The organism is Nitrosopumilus zosterae, from assembly GCF_025998175.1.
Taxonomy (GTDB): Archaea; Thermoproteota; Nitrososphaeria; order Nitrososphaerales; family Nitrosopumilaceae; genus Nitrosopumilus; species Nitrosopumilus zosterae.
In genome coordinates this window covers 1,689,385-1,705,205 of record NZ_AP026695.1, presented here as the reverse complement: position 1 = coordinate 1,705,205, position 15,821 = coordinate 1,689,385, and the positions used below count along the sequence as shown (strand labels likewise).

Genomic DNA, 15,821 nt, shown 5'->3' with positions numbered 1-15,821 from the left:
TATTCTAAATTTTTAAACTCTATGGAAATGCGATAGATTCTACAGCAATTGACTCTAATTCTGAAATCTTTATTCTGCTTTGTTCCATAGAATCTCGTTTTCTTATAGTAACTGTCTCATCCTCTAAAGTCTGATGATCAATAGTTACTGCAAATGGTGCGCCAATCTCATCCAGTCTTCTGTATCTTCTACCGATAGCTCCTGAATGATCCAAAAACGCATCACATTTACGCTTGATTTGAAGATAAATCTCATCTGTTTTCTCTTTTAGTCCATCCTTTTTGACTAGTGATAGAATTCCTACATGAATTGGAGCTAGATATGGTTTGATAGATAGTACCACTCTCTCATGTTCTTTATCTTCTTTGAGACTATGTTCTAAAATTGTGTAAAGACTACGATCAATTCCCATTGAAATCTCAAAGACATGAGGTAATACTTTATCATCATTGTCCATAACCTCAAATTTCTCCTTGCTCTTTGTAGCATGACTGGACAAATCATAGTCAGATCTATAATTACATGCAACAAGTTCAAGCCACCCAATTGTTGTTTCCACTTCAAAATCAAATGCAACTTCAGCATAGAATGCCTTTTCTTTGTCTCCAAGTTTTCTGAATCTACTTTTTGCAATGTCAATTCCTGTCTTTTCATAAAACTCAGTCAATAATCCCAAGTAATATGCAACAAACTTGTTTGGAATGATTCCAGATTCCACTGCTTCTTTGCAAGTCATGGAGACTGGTTCTGCGTCTGTCTGAACTCGAATTACAGTATTTTCAATTTCTGCAAAGTTTTCCACTTCTTCCAGCTTTGATGGATTGCAAAACACTTCAATTTCTGCCTGATAAAATTCCCTCAATCTCAGCAAGCTCTGTCTTGGAGCTATTTCATTTCTGAAACTTTTTCCAACCTGAGCAATTCCTAGAGGAAGCTTCCCTCGCATTGTTTTGAATAGTCTGGGAAAATCCACAAAGATCGATTGACACGTTTCTGGTCTAAGATATGCTTCTTCCTCTTGAGGACCAATACCTACTTTGAACATCATGTTGAATTTTTTGGTCTTTTCAAAATCACCTTTGCACTTTGGACACTTTATGTTATTTTGAATAATGGCATTATCAAATTCTTCCAAATCTGCACTTTCGGGAATTTCAATCTGTGAAATGTCTGCTATTGTCCTATCTGCTCTAAATGTAGAATTACACTTTGTACATTTTATTATTGGATCAGCAAAGTTTCCAAGATGTCCGGATGCCTCAAATACTGATTTCGACATAATCTGAGAGCCATCAATCTCAAGCATCCCGTCTCGCCTGATTAGTTCACGTCTCCATAATTCTAGAAATTTATTTTTTAGTCCTACCCCTGATGGCCCGTATTCCCAAAATCCAGCCTGAGCATCAGCATATACTTCACAGCTAGGAAAGTAAAATCCGCGCTCAAGTGCTAATTTCATTACTTCTTCATAGTTCATTACACAATACACTTAACCATGAAATAAATTTCTACGCAAGCTCCTTTGCTATTCTGATATTCTCAAAGTCATCTCTTTCATCATCAATTGGTGTTTCTAAAATTATTGGAATCTTCTTCTTGTTTGCAAACTTTACCAAAGCTGAAATTCCTTTCTCTCCAATTCCTCCCATTCCCAAATGATAATGTCTGTCCAAATTACAACCAAGCTCACCTTTAGCATCATTTAGATGCAAAATTTTCAAATTCTCCAATCCCACATATTTATCAAATTCATCAAATGTTTCCTTTACTTTATCTTCTGTTCTCAAGTCATATCCTGAAACAAATGCATGACAAGAATCAATACAGATGCCAAATTTCTTTGCAGGCTTTAATTGTCTGAAGATTTCACCCAACTGTTTAAAGTCAGAACCAACAGAATTTTTCTGGCCTGCAGTATTTTCCAATAATATGATTACGTCGTTTTTTGTCTTTCCAGCTTTTGTTAGTCCTTCAACCAGTCTTTTAATTCCAGCTTCTTCTCCTGTTCCTAAATGACTACCCAGATGTGTAACCAAATATGGTATTCCTAGCTGTGCACATCTCTCTACTTCATTAATCAAAGTGCTGATTGATTTTTCAAATCCGTCATCTTTTGGAGTAGCAAGATTTGGCAAATATGGCATATGTGCACATGTCGCAAATCTGTCAATTTTACTTGCCTTTAGTTTTGTTTTAAAATTTGTAATATCTTCTTTTGATAGTTCTTTTGCATGCCATCCTCTTGGATTTCTGGTAAATATCTGAAAAGCAGTACATTCTCTTTCAACTGCATTATCTACTGCTTTGTCAATTGAACCGGAAATTGAAACGTGACAGCCGATCTGCATATTTCATCAATTTCTTAAAACATAATTTAAACCAGCATCAAAAACCAGATTTTTAAGTAAATCAAGTGAATCACTATCATGATTGCACTAGGTCAAGATGAAATTGCCAAGTATCCATTTTTGGCAGATGCGGGTCAATATCTCAAAGATCAAGGATTTTCGCTAGAACAATTTGGAACAGATCCTGATCTAAAGCAGCTCATCGACAAAGCATATGATAGGATACTGGTGGCAGCAGACGGGAAGATCTACAAATCTGATATAACAGGTGATCATGTGTCAAAAGAGGCAGCGCTCCCAAGAGAAGTCTTCTCGTTTCTTCTAGCAATAGTGTTGCTAAAACTGTGTGGTATGCATACTCTAATCAAGAGATTTGCACTGGCAGAAGCTAGACGTGCAGAAAAGTATCTGGAACGCGATCTGTCAAACATTTCAGATGAATCAAAAAAAGAACTTGCAATCAAAGTAATTGATGATCTCTTTTCAGTTCAGATTGAAAAACAGGATGATTACTTTGTAATACCAATATCTGATTATCTGAAACATTCAATAAATTTTCATGAAAGAGAATGGAAGCTAATTAACAGACATGTGGAAAAAGGATTGGTATTTTTAACTCCGCATGAAACTGTCCGATTGATTAGAAAAGAATTGGGAACATACATCAATTCAAAAATTATTAATGCAAAAACTCCTACAATGATTCCTGGTTTTGAAGATTCCGTAAATAAACTTGCTTTACTGTCTAAAAAATTTGCAACTTTTACTGTAACAACTGGCGAGTATCCCCCATGCATCAAACATGCAATTGAAATACTTGAGAAAGGAGAAAACCTGCCACATTCAGGACGATTTATGCTAGCTACGTTTCTTCTCTCAAAGGGACAATCCGTTCAGCAAATAGCACCACTTTTCAAAAATGCGCCAGATTACAATCCACGTGTCACTCTTTACCAACTTAATCATCTAGCTGGAACTTCCGGCAGCGGAACACAATATTCTTGTCCTTCCTGTGAAAAATTAAAAACACAAAGTCTCTGTTTTGCAACATCCGAATGTGATAATATTATCAACCCATTACAATTTGGAAAAAAGAGAAAATGATGCAAGACTCTGATATTAAATTCCTGGAAGACTCGTTCAAAAAATATTATTTTGAACATTTTGATCTAATTCGGGTACAAGAACGAACATCTGAAAGAGAATTCGGCTACCAGAAATTCAATTCAGGAATGACTCGTCATATTCAAATCAAAGATGACAGGGAGTTGCATTTGCTATTCATGCAAAATATCCCATCTGATGTTTATTGCTCAAATGCTTACTATTCATTTCCTAATCTACCAATGAACGAAAAAGACTGGAAAGAAGCAGATCTCATTTTTGATATTGACGCCAAGGATCTCAATTTACCATGTAGGGAAAATCATACAATATCAATATGTAATGAATGCAGTCAAGTCTCAAATGATTCTGGGCAATGCAGAAAATGTAATTCAACAAAACTGGAAAAAAAATCTCTACCGTGTAAAAATTGCATTGATTCCTCAAAAATCCAAGTGGAAAAGTTATCTGAAATTTTAGTTGATGATTTTGCAATAGATAAAGAAAACATTCATGTTTATTTCTCTGGTAATGAAGGATTTCATGTTTATGTGTATAATTCTCAATTCCAGAAGATTGGTTCTAGAGAAAGATCAGAACTATCCGATTACATCATGCTGCGTGGTGCAATACCTGAAACATTTGGAATGAAGAAAATCAAATCAAACAGATCCTCATTCCCAGACTTTGATGATAGTGGATGGAAAGGAAGATTCTCAAAGTACGTATTTGGAACAAAATCAAAACGTTCGAAAATCATCTCAGAGCTACTTGTAAATGGCTATTCGTCTTTTCAAAAAACTTTAGATGATGTATCTGAAAACATTGGAGTCAAAATTGATCCAAATGTTACAATGGATGTACATAGAATCTTCAGACTTCCTGGCTCTATTAACAGCAAGAGTGGTCTTACAAAAATTCTTTGCAAAGATCTAGCAAAGTTTGATCCGTATACTGAAGCGTCTTTCCTTAGTGATGATACGGTGGAAGTTTTTGCAAATTCTCCAATAGAATTCAAACTAAAAAACAAAAAATTCGGACCATACAAAAATGAAAAAGTAACAATTCCGACATTTGCTGCAGTCTATATGATTTGCAAAAAATTGGCAAGAATCGCTTAATTTTGCTGATAAGACATTAATTTACCAAATCTCAACTAACTTTAACTATGTATAGTGCCTCTACTGATAAGCAAGCTCCACCTCCTGATGCTGGAAAATTCATCAGATTAGGCATTGTAGTCATTATTGGAATAGTGATTTTTGCCATGGTGGGAAACCAGGCAGTAATTTTATCAATGAATTTCACTGAATTTGGCGATCAGTTTACCAAACCTCTCTATTACACGCTAGTCTCTACAATAATTCTTGCTGCTATTGCACTAGTTCGAGTAAATATCTTTGGAAGATCCTCAATTTTTTGGTATGTGATTAGAACTGGAATCGGATTTATTGGAAGCGGTGGACAACAATCTATTTCAAATAACATCTCAAGTTTCAAAGAATACAAACTATCGTCTCTACAATTTGTAATTTGGCAAGTTACCAAAATCTTGCTTTTTGGCGCATTTTTTGCAAATATCATGTTTGGATTTGCAGCAGTATCATTTATTGATGGAAATTACTTGGGTATTGAAAATCTACCAAAATTGTTCTCTTTGCCTTTTGTTACTCCTGGAAATAATCCAAACTACGCAGCTGAAAATGTTGTTCCAATGATCCCTGCACTGGTAATTTTAATTCCTCCATTACTTGCAGCAATTGGATTACGTCTAGTTCTGTATGTGGGAATTCATAGAATAATCAATGTAATCACTTCATTTTTGCAAGATTCAAACGACGGAAAGCCAAGATATCTAAACTATGTTTCAACAATAGAGGGAATAATCGGCATTGGAATAATCTGGTTAGGATTCAATCTCTTTTTTACAGATCAAATTGATTACAATACGCGATATATTATTGGTGGAACGTTATTCATAGGATTTGCACTAATTGCATTCTCTGTAGTTGATAGAATTAGAGCACGTGTTCTAACTCATATGTTCAAGAGAGATGTCTACATTAGAATTCTAAGTATTATTACTATTGCAATCATTGTTGCAGGAGTAGTATCTGTAAATAATAGTATAGCTGATGCTAAAAAAATTGAATTTTTGGGGCCATACACAGCTCAACAAATAGGAGTAAATAGATATCTTGGTGAATTAAATGATATTCAAGAAAATACTCATAATGTCAAACTAACATCTGTCTCTGCAAACAACATCAAAAATTACATGAATCAACATAGTGATGTGCTTGATGTAATACGCGTTTGGGATTGGGAAGCAGCCTTTGCAAAACTAAAGCCTGAGATTGGTCTTATCCCATATGTAGACTTTGAAGACAACGACATTCTCCGCTTTAACAATACTCTTTATTGGACTGCATCCATGAAACCAATTCTCCCAACATCTGTTAGCCTTGAAAATAGATGGTACAACGAACATTTGGTATATACACATGTCCCAAACGGATTCCTAACACTTGAAGCTACAGATGGTCAGATTATTGATAGTGGCGAATTTTTCAAACAAAGAGAGATTTACTATGGTGAAGGCGGATTATTCGAGCAAACTTGGTCTGGCTATCCGAATTCACGAGATAGTCAAAATAGTGCCGAACTAGGCGGGGTGTCTTATTCGGGAATTGGTGGATTAGATGTTTCACCACCGTTAAGTTGGATATTTGAGCCAAACTTTTTGCTTTCTTTTCCAGCTGAATCAGTGCATATCATGAGATACAAGGATGTACATGATAGAATGGAAACACTGTACCCTTACTTCCTCTACAATTTATTTGGAAACGAATTGGATTCACTTCCTGTAACTGATGGAACAAACTCTTACTGGTTAGTTCCATTAATTATTGGATTTGACACTCGTGATGTACCTTGGTCTGTTGGAAATCCATACTTGCGTTTGGTAGGATATGCACTAGTAGACACTTACAATGGTGACATTCAATTACTAAAGACTGGCGATGATTTCTTTTCAGAAATGTTTGCCAGTCAATATTCTGAGCAATTCCAGCCTATGCCATCTTGGTTGGAAGAACAAATCAGATACCCTGTTGAATTATTCAATTGGAAAACAGAGATGTATAACGTCTACCATGTAGATGACGTTGAGACATTCATTCAAGCAAATGAATTCTATGAAATCCCACGCGGATTAGATACCTACTATATTGAAGCCAAACCTCCTGGCTTTGCACAAACTGAATTCCTAGGATTACTTTCACTTGAATTAAGAGGATCTCAAGGACGAAATCTTGCTGGATACATGGTAGTTGAAAATGATCTTACTAATCTGGGAAACTTGCAATTCTATGAAGTCCCGCTAAACTCCACTACCAAATTGATTGGTCCTACAGCAGTTAGCGAAGCGCTAGATAGAGATCCGGAATTTGCTCAACTAAAGACACTTTTGCGAAACCCAAGAATTGGTGATAACATTTTGTATCGTGTAGGTGATCATGATGTTTACTTTATTCCTGTATATACAGCCGGAGCTGGCGGTGTAGTTGCACAACTAGGTACAATTGCAGCGGTAGGGGCTGCATTTAACGGAGAATACTTTGTTGGGTTGGGTGATACTCAAGAAAAGGCATTTGAATCATACTTGAAGAAAGTTTCAGGTGTTGCACCAACCATAACAACTGCAGATGATAATTATGTTGAACTAGTCAGAAATGAAAGAGTTGATATTATAAAACGTGTCTTTAAAGAAAATGGCATTACAGTATCTGAACCTACATCAATCCAGATTCCACTTTCATTTAATGAGGGTGAGTTGTTCTTCTTTACTGAAAGTGATCGTGAGAATACGGAAGAATTCCTCAATGAATTCATTGATGACTTTGTAAAACCACGGAGCGATAGAGTATTCATGTGGCAAGAGGAAAATAATCTCAACATTGGAACAATTTTTGTCAAAGATGGAATATCTGAGATACATTATGTTTCAATTGAGGTAGGCAACTAATTGCTCTTAGTAGTTGATAACGGCTCTGTTTATACAAAAAATTTAACTGATTTTTTATTAAACAAAAATATTCCGTTTGAAAAACAAACTCCTCAATCTCTTGACTTAAATTCGCTTGGGAATTATGACTGTTTTATTTTATCTGGAAGAAGAAAGAACGAAAAAAAGACAAATGAAATTAATTCAAAAATAGTTAATTATTCTCTTAAAAATAATGTCAAACTGCTTGGAATTTGTTATGGTGCTGAAATTTTGGCCCTTACATTGGGTGGAACAATTAGAAAATCCTCCTCGCTTCAAAAGGGAAACGAAAAGATCAAAATATTAACTGACAATCCTATTTGCAGTGATTCTCTAGATGTATTTGAGAGTCATGGATTTGAGATATCCAAACTGCCTGATGTTTTCGTCTCGCTTGGGGAATCAAATTACTGTAAATATGAAATCATTCAATATAAAAAAAAGCCAATTTTTGGAACACAATTTCATCCAGAAATGACCAAAGACGGTAACAGTTTAATTGAAAAATTCTGTTCGCTCTGATTGATTTTAATAACTCTAAAAACATCTTTGATTTGTGGTACAAGATCATGAATTACTATTGCCCCTTGTTGAAGAAGAAAATATTTGTCTACCATTGCCAATTAACGTTGTATCAAAATATTGGAATATTGAATTACCAATGGCCGAAGCTATAGAAACTGCAAAAAAGTATTCTGGATTTAATGGAAGTATACTTGTTGAAGGAATAGAATCAGCAGAAAGACATGGCCTAACTTGTAAGATAATTAACTCTTCTTTGTCTGAGTTGAAAAAAATTATTGATTCTGGTATTCCTCCAATTGTTATTCTTCCGGGAATTCCAGAAATTACTCAACATGCATCTGTAATTACTGGATATGATGATGAAGAAAAGACAATTCTACACTACATCCAAAAAGGTAACCAAGAAGGTGAACAACAAGAAGGAGCAATACCTGAAGAGATTTTTGAGAAAGAGTGGTCCGAAGAAGGAAGACTGTTGATATTGCTGGCCCCGCCAGACATTTTGTCTGCTGTTAAACTTGAAAATGATTCTAGTGATAAATCAAATCGATTGTGCATTATGGCTGAACGAGAAAACATTCTCAAAAACTCGTCTGATGCCCTTGAATCATTAAACAAGGCATTACAAATTTATCCAAATAATTCTACAGCTTTGCATCAATTGGGTTCTATGATGAATGAACAAAATTCTTCTGAGTGTGTAAAATTTTATGAAAAATGTTTAGACATCAATAAAAGATCATATTTGACTTACAATGGTTTAGGAAATTTTTATCTAAAAACAAACCAATTTGAAAAGGCGGAAAACTATTACACAAAAGCAATTGAAATTAATCCAAAAAGATCTGCTAAAATTTACAAAAATCGGGCTTATCTTAGAGAGAAACAAAACAAAAACTCTGAGGCAAAAGATGATCTCAGGAGCTACTTGAAGTATTATCCAAAAGCTCCTGATAGAGGAGTAATAGAGCAAGCAATTAGAGAGATTTAATGCGGAGTGCGGGATTTGAACCCGCGGCCTTCAGCTTGGGAAGCTGACGTCATACCAGACTAAACTAACTCCGCCTAGAGGGAATTAACTGACTATGATTAAATATCTTAATTTGAAAACTAATACATGGATGCAAGATGTCCTGAATGTGAAAAAGTTGCAATATTAGATGATGATATTACCAATGTAAAGTGTCCCCATTGCAACTTTGAAGCAGATTATGATTCATATCTTGAAATCATGAAAGATCAGGCAATCAATATGGCAACAGACTATATTCCCGATCGACCAGGAATGTAATCACCAATAATTTCCTTTATCAGAGCAATCTAAATGGGCGCCACAATTGGGACAAAACATATGACATGCTTGCATGTCTACCATAATTTTATCACATCTTGGACATCTGATTTCTTCTCCCATACCTAACTTGGGAAATCTTGATTTAAAAATAATGTCCAAAGGTTAATTAGTCGTTCAACTTTTTTTTGGAATAATTGACAAACTTCAAACTTACTATATCTGACATTAAAGGAAAATCAGTTTCAAAGGAACTTAAAGATAGTGATGCTAATCCACTGTTAGGATTACAACTTGGAAATGAAACTGATGCATCAATAGTTGGATTATCTGGAAAATTAAAAATCACTGGCGGAAGTGACAAATCTGGAGTTCCTATGAGAAATGACGTTCATGGTTCTGCAAGAAAAAAAGTTCTTCTTTCTAAAGGTGTAGGTCTGCAAGATGCAGAGATTGGACAAAGAAAAAGAAAACTAATGCGTGGAAATACAGTATCTGAAGAAATCTACCAAGTAAATTGTAAATTTGATGGAGAATTGCCAGTTGAAGCACCTGCTGAATCTACAGAAGAAAAAACTGAAGATAAAAAAGAATAACTTAACATATACCGGTTCTACATTTTGAGTCATGCATTGGAGAGAAACACTTCCTGATTGGTACATCAAAAAATATGGATATCAGCCATGTGTTAACATTGGAACTGCAGGACATGTAGATCATGGAAAAACTACTCTGATTCAAGCATTGACTGGTTCATGGACCAGTGTTCATAGCCAAGAATTAAAACGCGGAATTACAATTCGTGTGGGATATTCTGATGCAGCATTTTACAAGTGTAAAAGCTGTGAGGAACCTCTGGGATTTTCTACAACTCCAAAATGTAATAATTGTGGAAAAGAAAGTGAATTATCTCGGGTTGTAAGTTTTGTAGACAGTCCTGGACACGAAAGTTTGATGGCAAACATGCTTTCAGGATCTGCTTTGATGGATGGTGCTTTGTTATTGGTTGCTGCAAATGAAAAAGTTCCAAAACCACAAACCAAAGAACATCTTTTAGCTCTTCAGACACTTGGAATTCAACAAATCGTTGTAGTCCAGAACAAAGTTGATCTGCTTCCCTACCAAGAGGTGATGGCAAACTATCAGGATATCACTAAATTTGTAAAGGGTACTTTTGCCGCAAAAGCACCAATAATTCCAATTTCAGCTCAATCTGGATTAAACATAGATGCATTGATTGGTTCTATTGAATCAACAATCAAAACTCCCGAAAGAGATGAAAAGAAAGATACCGTAATGCACGTTTTGCGTTCTTTTGATGTAAACAAACCTGGTATAAAATTAAAAGATATCAAAGGTGGCGTGATTGGTGGCAGTTTGACTCAGGGGGTTTTTAAAATTGGAGATGAAATTGAGATTAAACCCGGTATTATGAACGAGAAAAAAAAGACGTATGAACCACTACTTACAGAAATCACATCTTTGGGCACTGCGGCAGGAATAGTAGAATCCGTAAAACCTGGTGGCTTGGTTGCTATTGGTACAAAATTAGATCCTTCAATGACTAGAAGTGATTCGTTTATTGGCTCCGTTATTGGAAAGCCAGGAACACTCCCAGAAAATTCTACTGAATTAAAACTTGAAGTAAATCTGTTTGATGTTGCTGTAGGAATTACTGAGGATACCAAAGTCCAGCCAATTCAAGCAGGAGAACTATTGAGACTCAACATTGGAACTGCTCCCGTATTGGGCAAAGTCACAAAAATTAAATCCAAAAATATAGAAATTGAACTTCGAAGACCTGCATGTATATTTGAAGGCGGTAATGTGGCAATCAGTAGAAGAATTGATGAAAGATGGAGACTAATTGGTGCAGGAATAATTGGTTGAAGTAATCTGTGATACTAACTTTCTAATCCATTTAGCCACCAAGCGAATCAAAAACATTGACAATCTTGATGTTGAGATAGGAACAATTTCATTTGTTGTTCCGGAAGTAGTACTGGCAGAGTTAAATAAACTGCAAAAAATCGCTGAAAAAAAACAAGACATTACTATGACTCTGAATTTTATAAAAAATTTAAAAACAATGCCCATTTGTGGAAGTTTTGCAGATAAGGAACTGTTGGATTATGTAAAAATTAATCATTCAATTATTGGAACAATGGATAAGGCATTAAAAAAACAGATCAAACAAGCTGGAGGATCAGTAATTTCCTTATCAAGTGACAAAATTGTATTAGAATCTTAGAAAAATTTAACTTAGACTTTCTTCAAAGATTGTTGATATGATTATTACCAGTCCTGCTTTTAAAAATGGGCAAAGCATTCCAAGAAAGTATGGATATAAAAACGAAAATTCTAGCCCTCCGTTATTAATTGATAAAATTCCAGAAGGAACAGAGTCGTTGGCTTTAATCATGGATGATCCAGATGCAATGAAAGCAGTTGGCAAAGTTTGGGTTCATTGGGTTTTATGGAATATTCCTTCAAACACACAAGAAATTAAAGAAAATTCAATACCTGAAGGTTCAGTTGAAGGTAAGACTGATTTTGGTGAAATTGGTTATGGTGGCCCAGCTCCACCGGATAAAGAACATCTCTATATTTTCAAACTTTATGCATTAGACACTAAATTAGATTTGGGACAAAATTCAATAAAAACTGATCTAGAAGAATCAATGAAAAATCATATACTTGCTGAAGCAAAGCTTGAGGGGAGATATGCTCCATAACTACACTTATTTTTTGAAATAGACATTAATTTTTTTAAAAAGAGTAATAAACACACACAAACGATTCAAAATATTGAATTCACACGCCAAATTATTTTCGATTGGAACATTTGATTTTAAATTACATCATCTCTTAATCATTGGAATTTTGTCCCTTTCTTTTTCGATTTCCTTCTTGATTAGATCACAGCCTGCAAGTTACGGATGGGAACTAAATGAATTTGATCCTTTCTTTAACTATAGAGCAACACAATATGTTGTAGAAAACGGAATTAATTCATACTTTGAGTGGAACGATGATCTCAGTTGGTATCCTCATGGAAGAGATGTATCACAAACTTCTCAAGTCATGTTACATATGACAGCTGCAACAACTTATTGGATTTTTGGTGGGGGTGGAAGTCTCTATGATTTCACTATTTTGTTTCCAGTAATTTTTGGATCCTTAACTGCAGTAGTTGTGTTTGCTTTAGTCAGAGTTATTGGAGGAACGACAGCTGGACTGTTTGCCTCATTACTTTTTTCAATTTCATTGCCTATCATCATTCGTGGTCAAATTGGTTGGTTCAAATCAGAACCACTGGGATTATTTTTTAGCGTTTTAGCAATCTATCTTCTTTTGAGTGGAATAAAATCAAAAAATCCTAAAATCTCCATTCCAAAAATAATTAGTTCTGGAATCTTTATGATACTTGGCCTATCTGCATGGGGCGGGGATCAATTTTTCATCATCCCTATAGGAATTTTCTTTTTAACATTACCGTTCTTACGAACTGATCATAAATTTCTATTATGGGCAATTCCACTTTTCACATCTTCTGCTGTTATTACATCTCTTGGATTTGAAAGACTGGGAACAAATTTTGTTTTGGGACTGGGAGGACTATCGCTAATTATTCCTACTGTTTTCTTAGTTTCTTGTATAGTAATTCAAAACAAAAGCAATGAAAGATCTAAAAATAGAAACGGACTGATTTTTCTAGCAGCAATACTGATAATTGGGCCAAGCTTTCTTATTGTAAACGCAGATTCGCAATTTATTCCGCTTCCTAGCCATAGATATCTGAATGCAATTAATCCATTTTTGATAACTTCGGATCCACTTGTTGATTCTGTTTCTGAACACGCAACAACCACAATTGGGCAGTCATTTCTCTTTCATTCAATATTGATGATTTTTGCTGGATTAGGAATTTGGATGATTCTGAAAAATTCCAACAAATCAAAATTTATAGAAAATGATATGGTTTCATTCGCATTAATCATGGGATTAATTGGAGTTTATGTTAGTTCTGCATTTGTAAGATTGGAAGTATTTGCATCAATATCCATAATCATTTTATCTTCTATAGGACTTTCTGTATTAATAAAAGAATTATTTTCCCATACAACAGAAATCAAATTATCCAAAAATATTTTCATAAAATCATCATTTCTAATCGGTATTATAGTGCTCCTTACCGTCCCGGTAGTTTTTCCTGCTAACGGAAATGTTTTTTCCACTTCAAACAATCCTCCTACAATCCTTAATGGGGGAAGCACCTACAGAATTAGTACAACTGATTGGACTGATACTTTGGAGTGGATTAAAAATAATACTGAAAAAGATGCAGTCATTGCAACTTGGTGGGATTATGGATATTGGATTCAAACCAAAGCAGAAAGAGCCTCTCTTGCAGACAATTCTACTTTAATTGATAGTATAATTAAAAAAATAGCTTCTGCTTTTCTAAGTTCTCCTGATAATGGGGCAAAAATGTTACTTGAAATGGAATCTGACTATGTTGTTATTTTTATAGTTGGTCAAAGACTGGGAATCGATAATGGCGACCAACCACTTTATACTCTTGGTGGAGGTGGAGATGAATCAAAAAAACAATGGTTCATGAGAATTGCTAGCGAACCCTTGCCAAAATATCTTCATTCTGACGGTGTAAGTGGGACCGATTATTTTTGGAATGAGACACTATTGGGCAAAATGACTCCGTTTACCCCATTAGGATATGTCAACTTGGCAAACAATCAGCAATCGCAAGCCTATCAACCTGGCTTCACTGGAATTTACACAAAAGATATCAAATTTCCTGAAGATGGAGATGGACCATTAAGATTGGTGTATTCTTCACCAAGTTTTGACACCGAAAAGGGTGGGCAAGTAATTGGAGTATTTGTTTATGAAATAAACAAGGATTATGCACCATTAAATTAAATTTCTAGTTATATCTCTCAGCTAACCTATATCTCATGTATTTATCATCAGGTGAAAATTTAGCTGGGTGTGCCGAAATTGTCTTTTCACCACATCTTGGACATTTTTCTTTCAAAGTGTACTGATTACATTTAATACATTTTCTTAATTGAAATTTCATTTTAATTCTCTCTTGTTTTCTTTGATTCTTCTCTAGTGAATTTGAATGCGCCTTTTTTCTTTTCTATGTTATCTTGAATCTCTTCTATGATTGGTTTTAACGATTTTTCTGCAGATTTAAAATTCTCTGCAGTAATTGACAGCCTGTATTTTGGCGCACCCAAATAAGTAATATCTATTGTAGGATCTTTTTTGATTGCATCCAGTAATATTTTTTTAATTATCTCAACTCCGTCTGATTTATCACTTGTAATTTCCATTATTCCTCTAATTTCAACTGATGGAAGTTTAATTTTGGAGCATATTTCTCCAATTGCAGTTGCAGTCTTTTTTGCAAGTTTAAGATCTTTTACAGACTCTATCCCATTTCTTCCAATCTCTATAAATGCATCATACACAGAATCAAATCTGGAATAAATGCTGTCTTCTAATTTTTCAATTTCTTCATCAGTTAGTTTTGCTTTTTCCTGAACATTCTGTAATAGAGTTTTACCTTTCTCAAATTTTTTGACTTCTTTCAGTTTTTGCTTTTTCTGATCTTTTGATACTTGTTTTAATGATAGATCTATGTCTCCTCGTTTGGAATTTACTTTTTTTACTAGTAGTACTTTTTTCTCCCCATCTTTGACAAATCTACTAACTGATCTAATCCAACCTGGGGCAATCTCTGAAATATGCAAAAACCCTTGAATATCATCATATTCATCCAGTGTAACATATGCTCCATGATCCATTACCTTAGTAACAGTAGCAAGAACAATTTCTCCCTGCTCTGGCATTTCTTGTATTTCAGTGGACATTTCTTCTAAAACTTTTCATGCGTAAATTAATGTTGCTGGCTAGAAATCGATACCTTTCTTAGCCTTAATGCCCTTCTGAAATGGATGCTTTATCTCTCTCATTTCAGTAACTAGATCAGCTAGATTGATTACTTCGTCTTTGGCATAATTTCCGGTTAATACCAAGTCTACTTCTTGCGGTTTTGATTTTATTAAATTTAAAACATCATTTACTGGAATTAAACCAAGATTAACTGCATAATTGATCTCATCCAAAATTACAATATCATATTTTCCTGATTGTATTTTCTCATTGCTAATTTTTATGGCCTCGTTGGCAATCTCTTTATGTTCTTCTTTTGAGCTTTTATCATCTATGATTCCTACAAATCCTTTACCAACTGCAACCATTTCAAATTCGGGCTCTAGTCTTTTTGATGAGTCCATCTCACCGTAATGCCATGATCCCTTGATAAATTGAATCATACAAATCCGCTTTTCATATCCGACTGCTCTTAATGCAATTCCTAGTGCTGCAGTAGTTTTTCCTTTACCTTTTCCTGTATACACAATGATTAATCCATCTTTCATAATTCCTATCCAAACAATCTTGCTAAAAACAT

The 15,821-nt window shown here is 34.7% G+C and carries 16 protein-coding genes and 1 tRNA gene; 11 read left to right on the top strand and 6 right to left on the bottom strand.

The window, feature by feature from the left end:
- Nucleotides 1-19: 19 nt before the first annotated feature.
- A complete protein-coding gene (gene glyS, locus OO712_RS10305; RefSeq protein ID WP_109877853.1) occupies nucleotides 20-1,477 on the bottom strand; it encodes a glycine--tRNA ligase in 1,458 nt (485 codons plus the stop codon).
- Between the two features lie 31 nt (nucleotides 1,478-1,508).
- Nucleotides 1,509-2,348 (bottom strand): deoxyribonuclease IV, encoded by an 840-nt coding sequence (locus OO712_RS10300; protein WP_109877851.1) that lies wholly within the window; start codon nucleotides 2,346-2,348, stop codon nucleotides 1,509-1,511.
- 78 nt (nucleotides 2,349-2,426) lie between these two features.
- Here OO712_RS10300 and OO712_RS10295 point away from each other — a divergent pair, with 78 nt between their 5' ends.
- Genes OO712_RS10295 through OO712_RS10275 form a run of 5 tightly spaced genes read left to right on the top strand, consistent with a single transcriptional unit; the run spans nucleotide 2,427 to nucleotide 9,016 of the window.
- Nucleotides 2,427-3,452 (top strand): DNA primase, encoded by a 1,026-nt coding sequence (locus OO712_RS10295; protein WP_109877849.1) that lies wholly within the window; start codon nucleotides 2,427-2,429, stop codon nucleotides 3,450-3,452.
- Complete coding sequence (locus OO712_RS10290) at nucleotides 3,452-4,573, top strand: DNA primase small subunit domain-containing protein (RefSeq protein ID WP_109877899.1); 1,122 nt, start codon at nucleotides 3,452-3,454, stop codon at nucleotides 4,571-4,573. The genes OO712_RS10295 and OO712_RS10290 overlap by 1 nt, the downstream gene beginning before the upstream one ends.
- Nucleotides 4,574-4,620: 47 nt before the next feature.
- A complete protein-coding gene (locus OO712_RS10285) occupies nucleotides 4,621-7,479 on the top strand; it encodes a UPF0182 family protein (RefSeq protein WP_109877848.1) in 2,859 nt (952 codons plus the stop codon).
- A complete protein-coding gene (locus OO712_RS10280; RefSeq protein ID WP_109877846.1) occupies nucleotides 7,480-8,022 on the top strand; it encodes a type 1 glutamine amidotransferase in 543 nt (180 codons plus the stop codon). It begins immediately after the preceding gene.
- A gap of 34 nt (nucleotides 8,023-8,056) precedes the next feature.
- A complete protein-coding gene (locus tag OO712_RS10275) occupies nucleotides 8,057-9,016 on the top strand; it encodes a tetratricopeptide repeat protein (protein WP_109877844.1) in 960 nt (319 codons plus the stop codon).
- Here the strand turns inward: OO712_RS10275 and OO712_RS10270 are convergent.
- Nucleotides 9,017-9,090: transfer RNA gene (locus OO712_RS10270), tRNA-Gly, on the bottom strand. It abuts the gene before it with no gap.
- A gap of 52 nt (nucleotides 9,091-9,142) precedes the next feature.
- On the opposite strand from OO712_RS10270, the gene OO712_RS10265 reads away from it, so the two are divergent.
- The 6 genes from OO712_RS10265 to OO712_RS10240 all read left to right on the top strand — a co-directional run bounded on the left by OO712_RS10265 (nucleotide 9,143) and on the right by OO712_RS10240 (nucleotide 14,260).
- Nucleotides 9,143-9,316 carry a zinc-domain-containing protein gene (locus tag OO712_RS10265; protein WP_109877842.1) on the top strand — a complete coding sequence of 58 codons (174 nt, stop codon included), beginning with the start codon at nucleotides 9,143-9,145 and terminating at the stop codon, nucleotides 9,314-9,316.
- A 197-nt stretch (nucleotides 9,317-9,513) separates the two neighbouring features.
- The gene (locus OO712_RS10260; protein WP_109877840.1) at nucleotides 9,514-9,912 is read left to right on the top strand and encodes a S6e family ribosomal protein; all 399 of its coding nucleotides are present in this window, start codon (nucleotides 9,514-9,516) and stop codon (nucleotides 9,910-9,912) included.
- A 31-nt stretch (nucleotides 9,913-9,943) separates the two neighbouring features.
- Complete coding sequence (locus OO712_RS10255; protein WP_109877838.1) at nucleotides 9,944-11,206, top strand: translation initiation factor IF-2 subunit gamma; 1,263 nt, start codon at nucleotides 9,944-9,946, stop codon at nucleotides 11,204-11,206.
- Nucleotides 11,199-11,567, top strand: coding sequence for a type II toxin-antitoxin system VapC family toxin (locus OO712_RS10250; RefSeq protein ID WP_109877836.1), 369 nt, complete (start codon nucleotides 11,199-11,201; stop codon nucleotides 11,565-11,567). The genes OO712_RS10255 and OO712_RS10250 overlap by 8 nt, the downstream gene beginning before the upstream one ends.
- 37 nt (nucleotides 11,568-11,604) lie before the next feature.
- Nucleotides 11,605-12,051, top strand: coding sequence for a YbhB/YbcL family Raf kinase inhibitor-like protein (locus OO712_RS10245; RefSeq protein ID WP_109877835.1), 447 nt, complete (start codon nucleotides 11,605-11,607; stop codon nucleotides 12,049-12,051).
- A 73-nt stretch (nucleotides 12,052-12,124) separates the two neighbouring features.
- A complete protein-coding gene (locus tag OO712_RS10240) occupies nucleotides 12,125-14,260 on the top strand; it encodes an STT3 domain-containing protein (RefSeq protein WP_109877833.1) in 2,136 nt (711 codons plus the stop codon).
- A gap of 4 nt (nucleotides 14,261-14,264) precedes the next feature.
- Here the strand turns inward: OO712_RS10240 and OO712_RS10235 are convergent, their stop codons facing one another.
- Genes OO712_RS10235 through cobO form a run of 3 tightly spaced genes read right to left on the bottom strand, consistent with a single transcriptional unit; the run spans nucleotide 14,265 to nucleotide 15,789 of the window.
- Complete coding sequence (locus tag OO712_RS10235; protein WP_109877831.1) at nucleotides 14,265-14,420, bottom strand: RNA-protein complex protein Nop10; 156 nt, start codon at nucleotides 14,418-14,420, stop codon at nucleotides 14,265-14,267.
- Between the two features lies 1 nt (nucleotide 14,421).
- Entirely contained in the window at nucleotides 14,422-15,219 is a 798-nt protein-coding gene (locus tag OO712_RS10230; protein ID WP_109877829.1) for a translation initiation factor IF-2 subunit alpha, read from the bottom strand.
- Between the two features lie 39 nt (nucleotides 15,220-15,258).
- On the bottom strand, nucleotides 15,259-15,789 hold the full coding sequence (cobO, locus tag OO712_RS10225) for a cob(I)yrinic acid a,c-diamide adenosyltransferase (RefSeq protein ID WP_109877827.1): 531 nt from the start codon (nucleotides 15,787-15,789) through the stop codon (nucleotides 15,259-15,261).
- Nucleotides 15,790-15,821 lie beyond the last annotated feature (32 nt).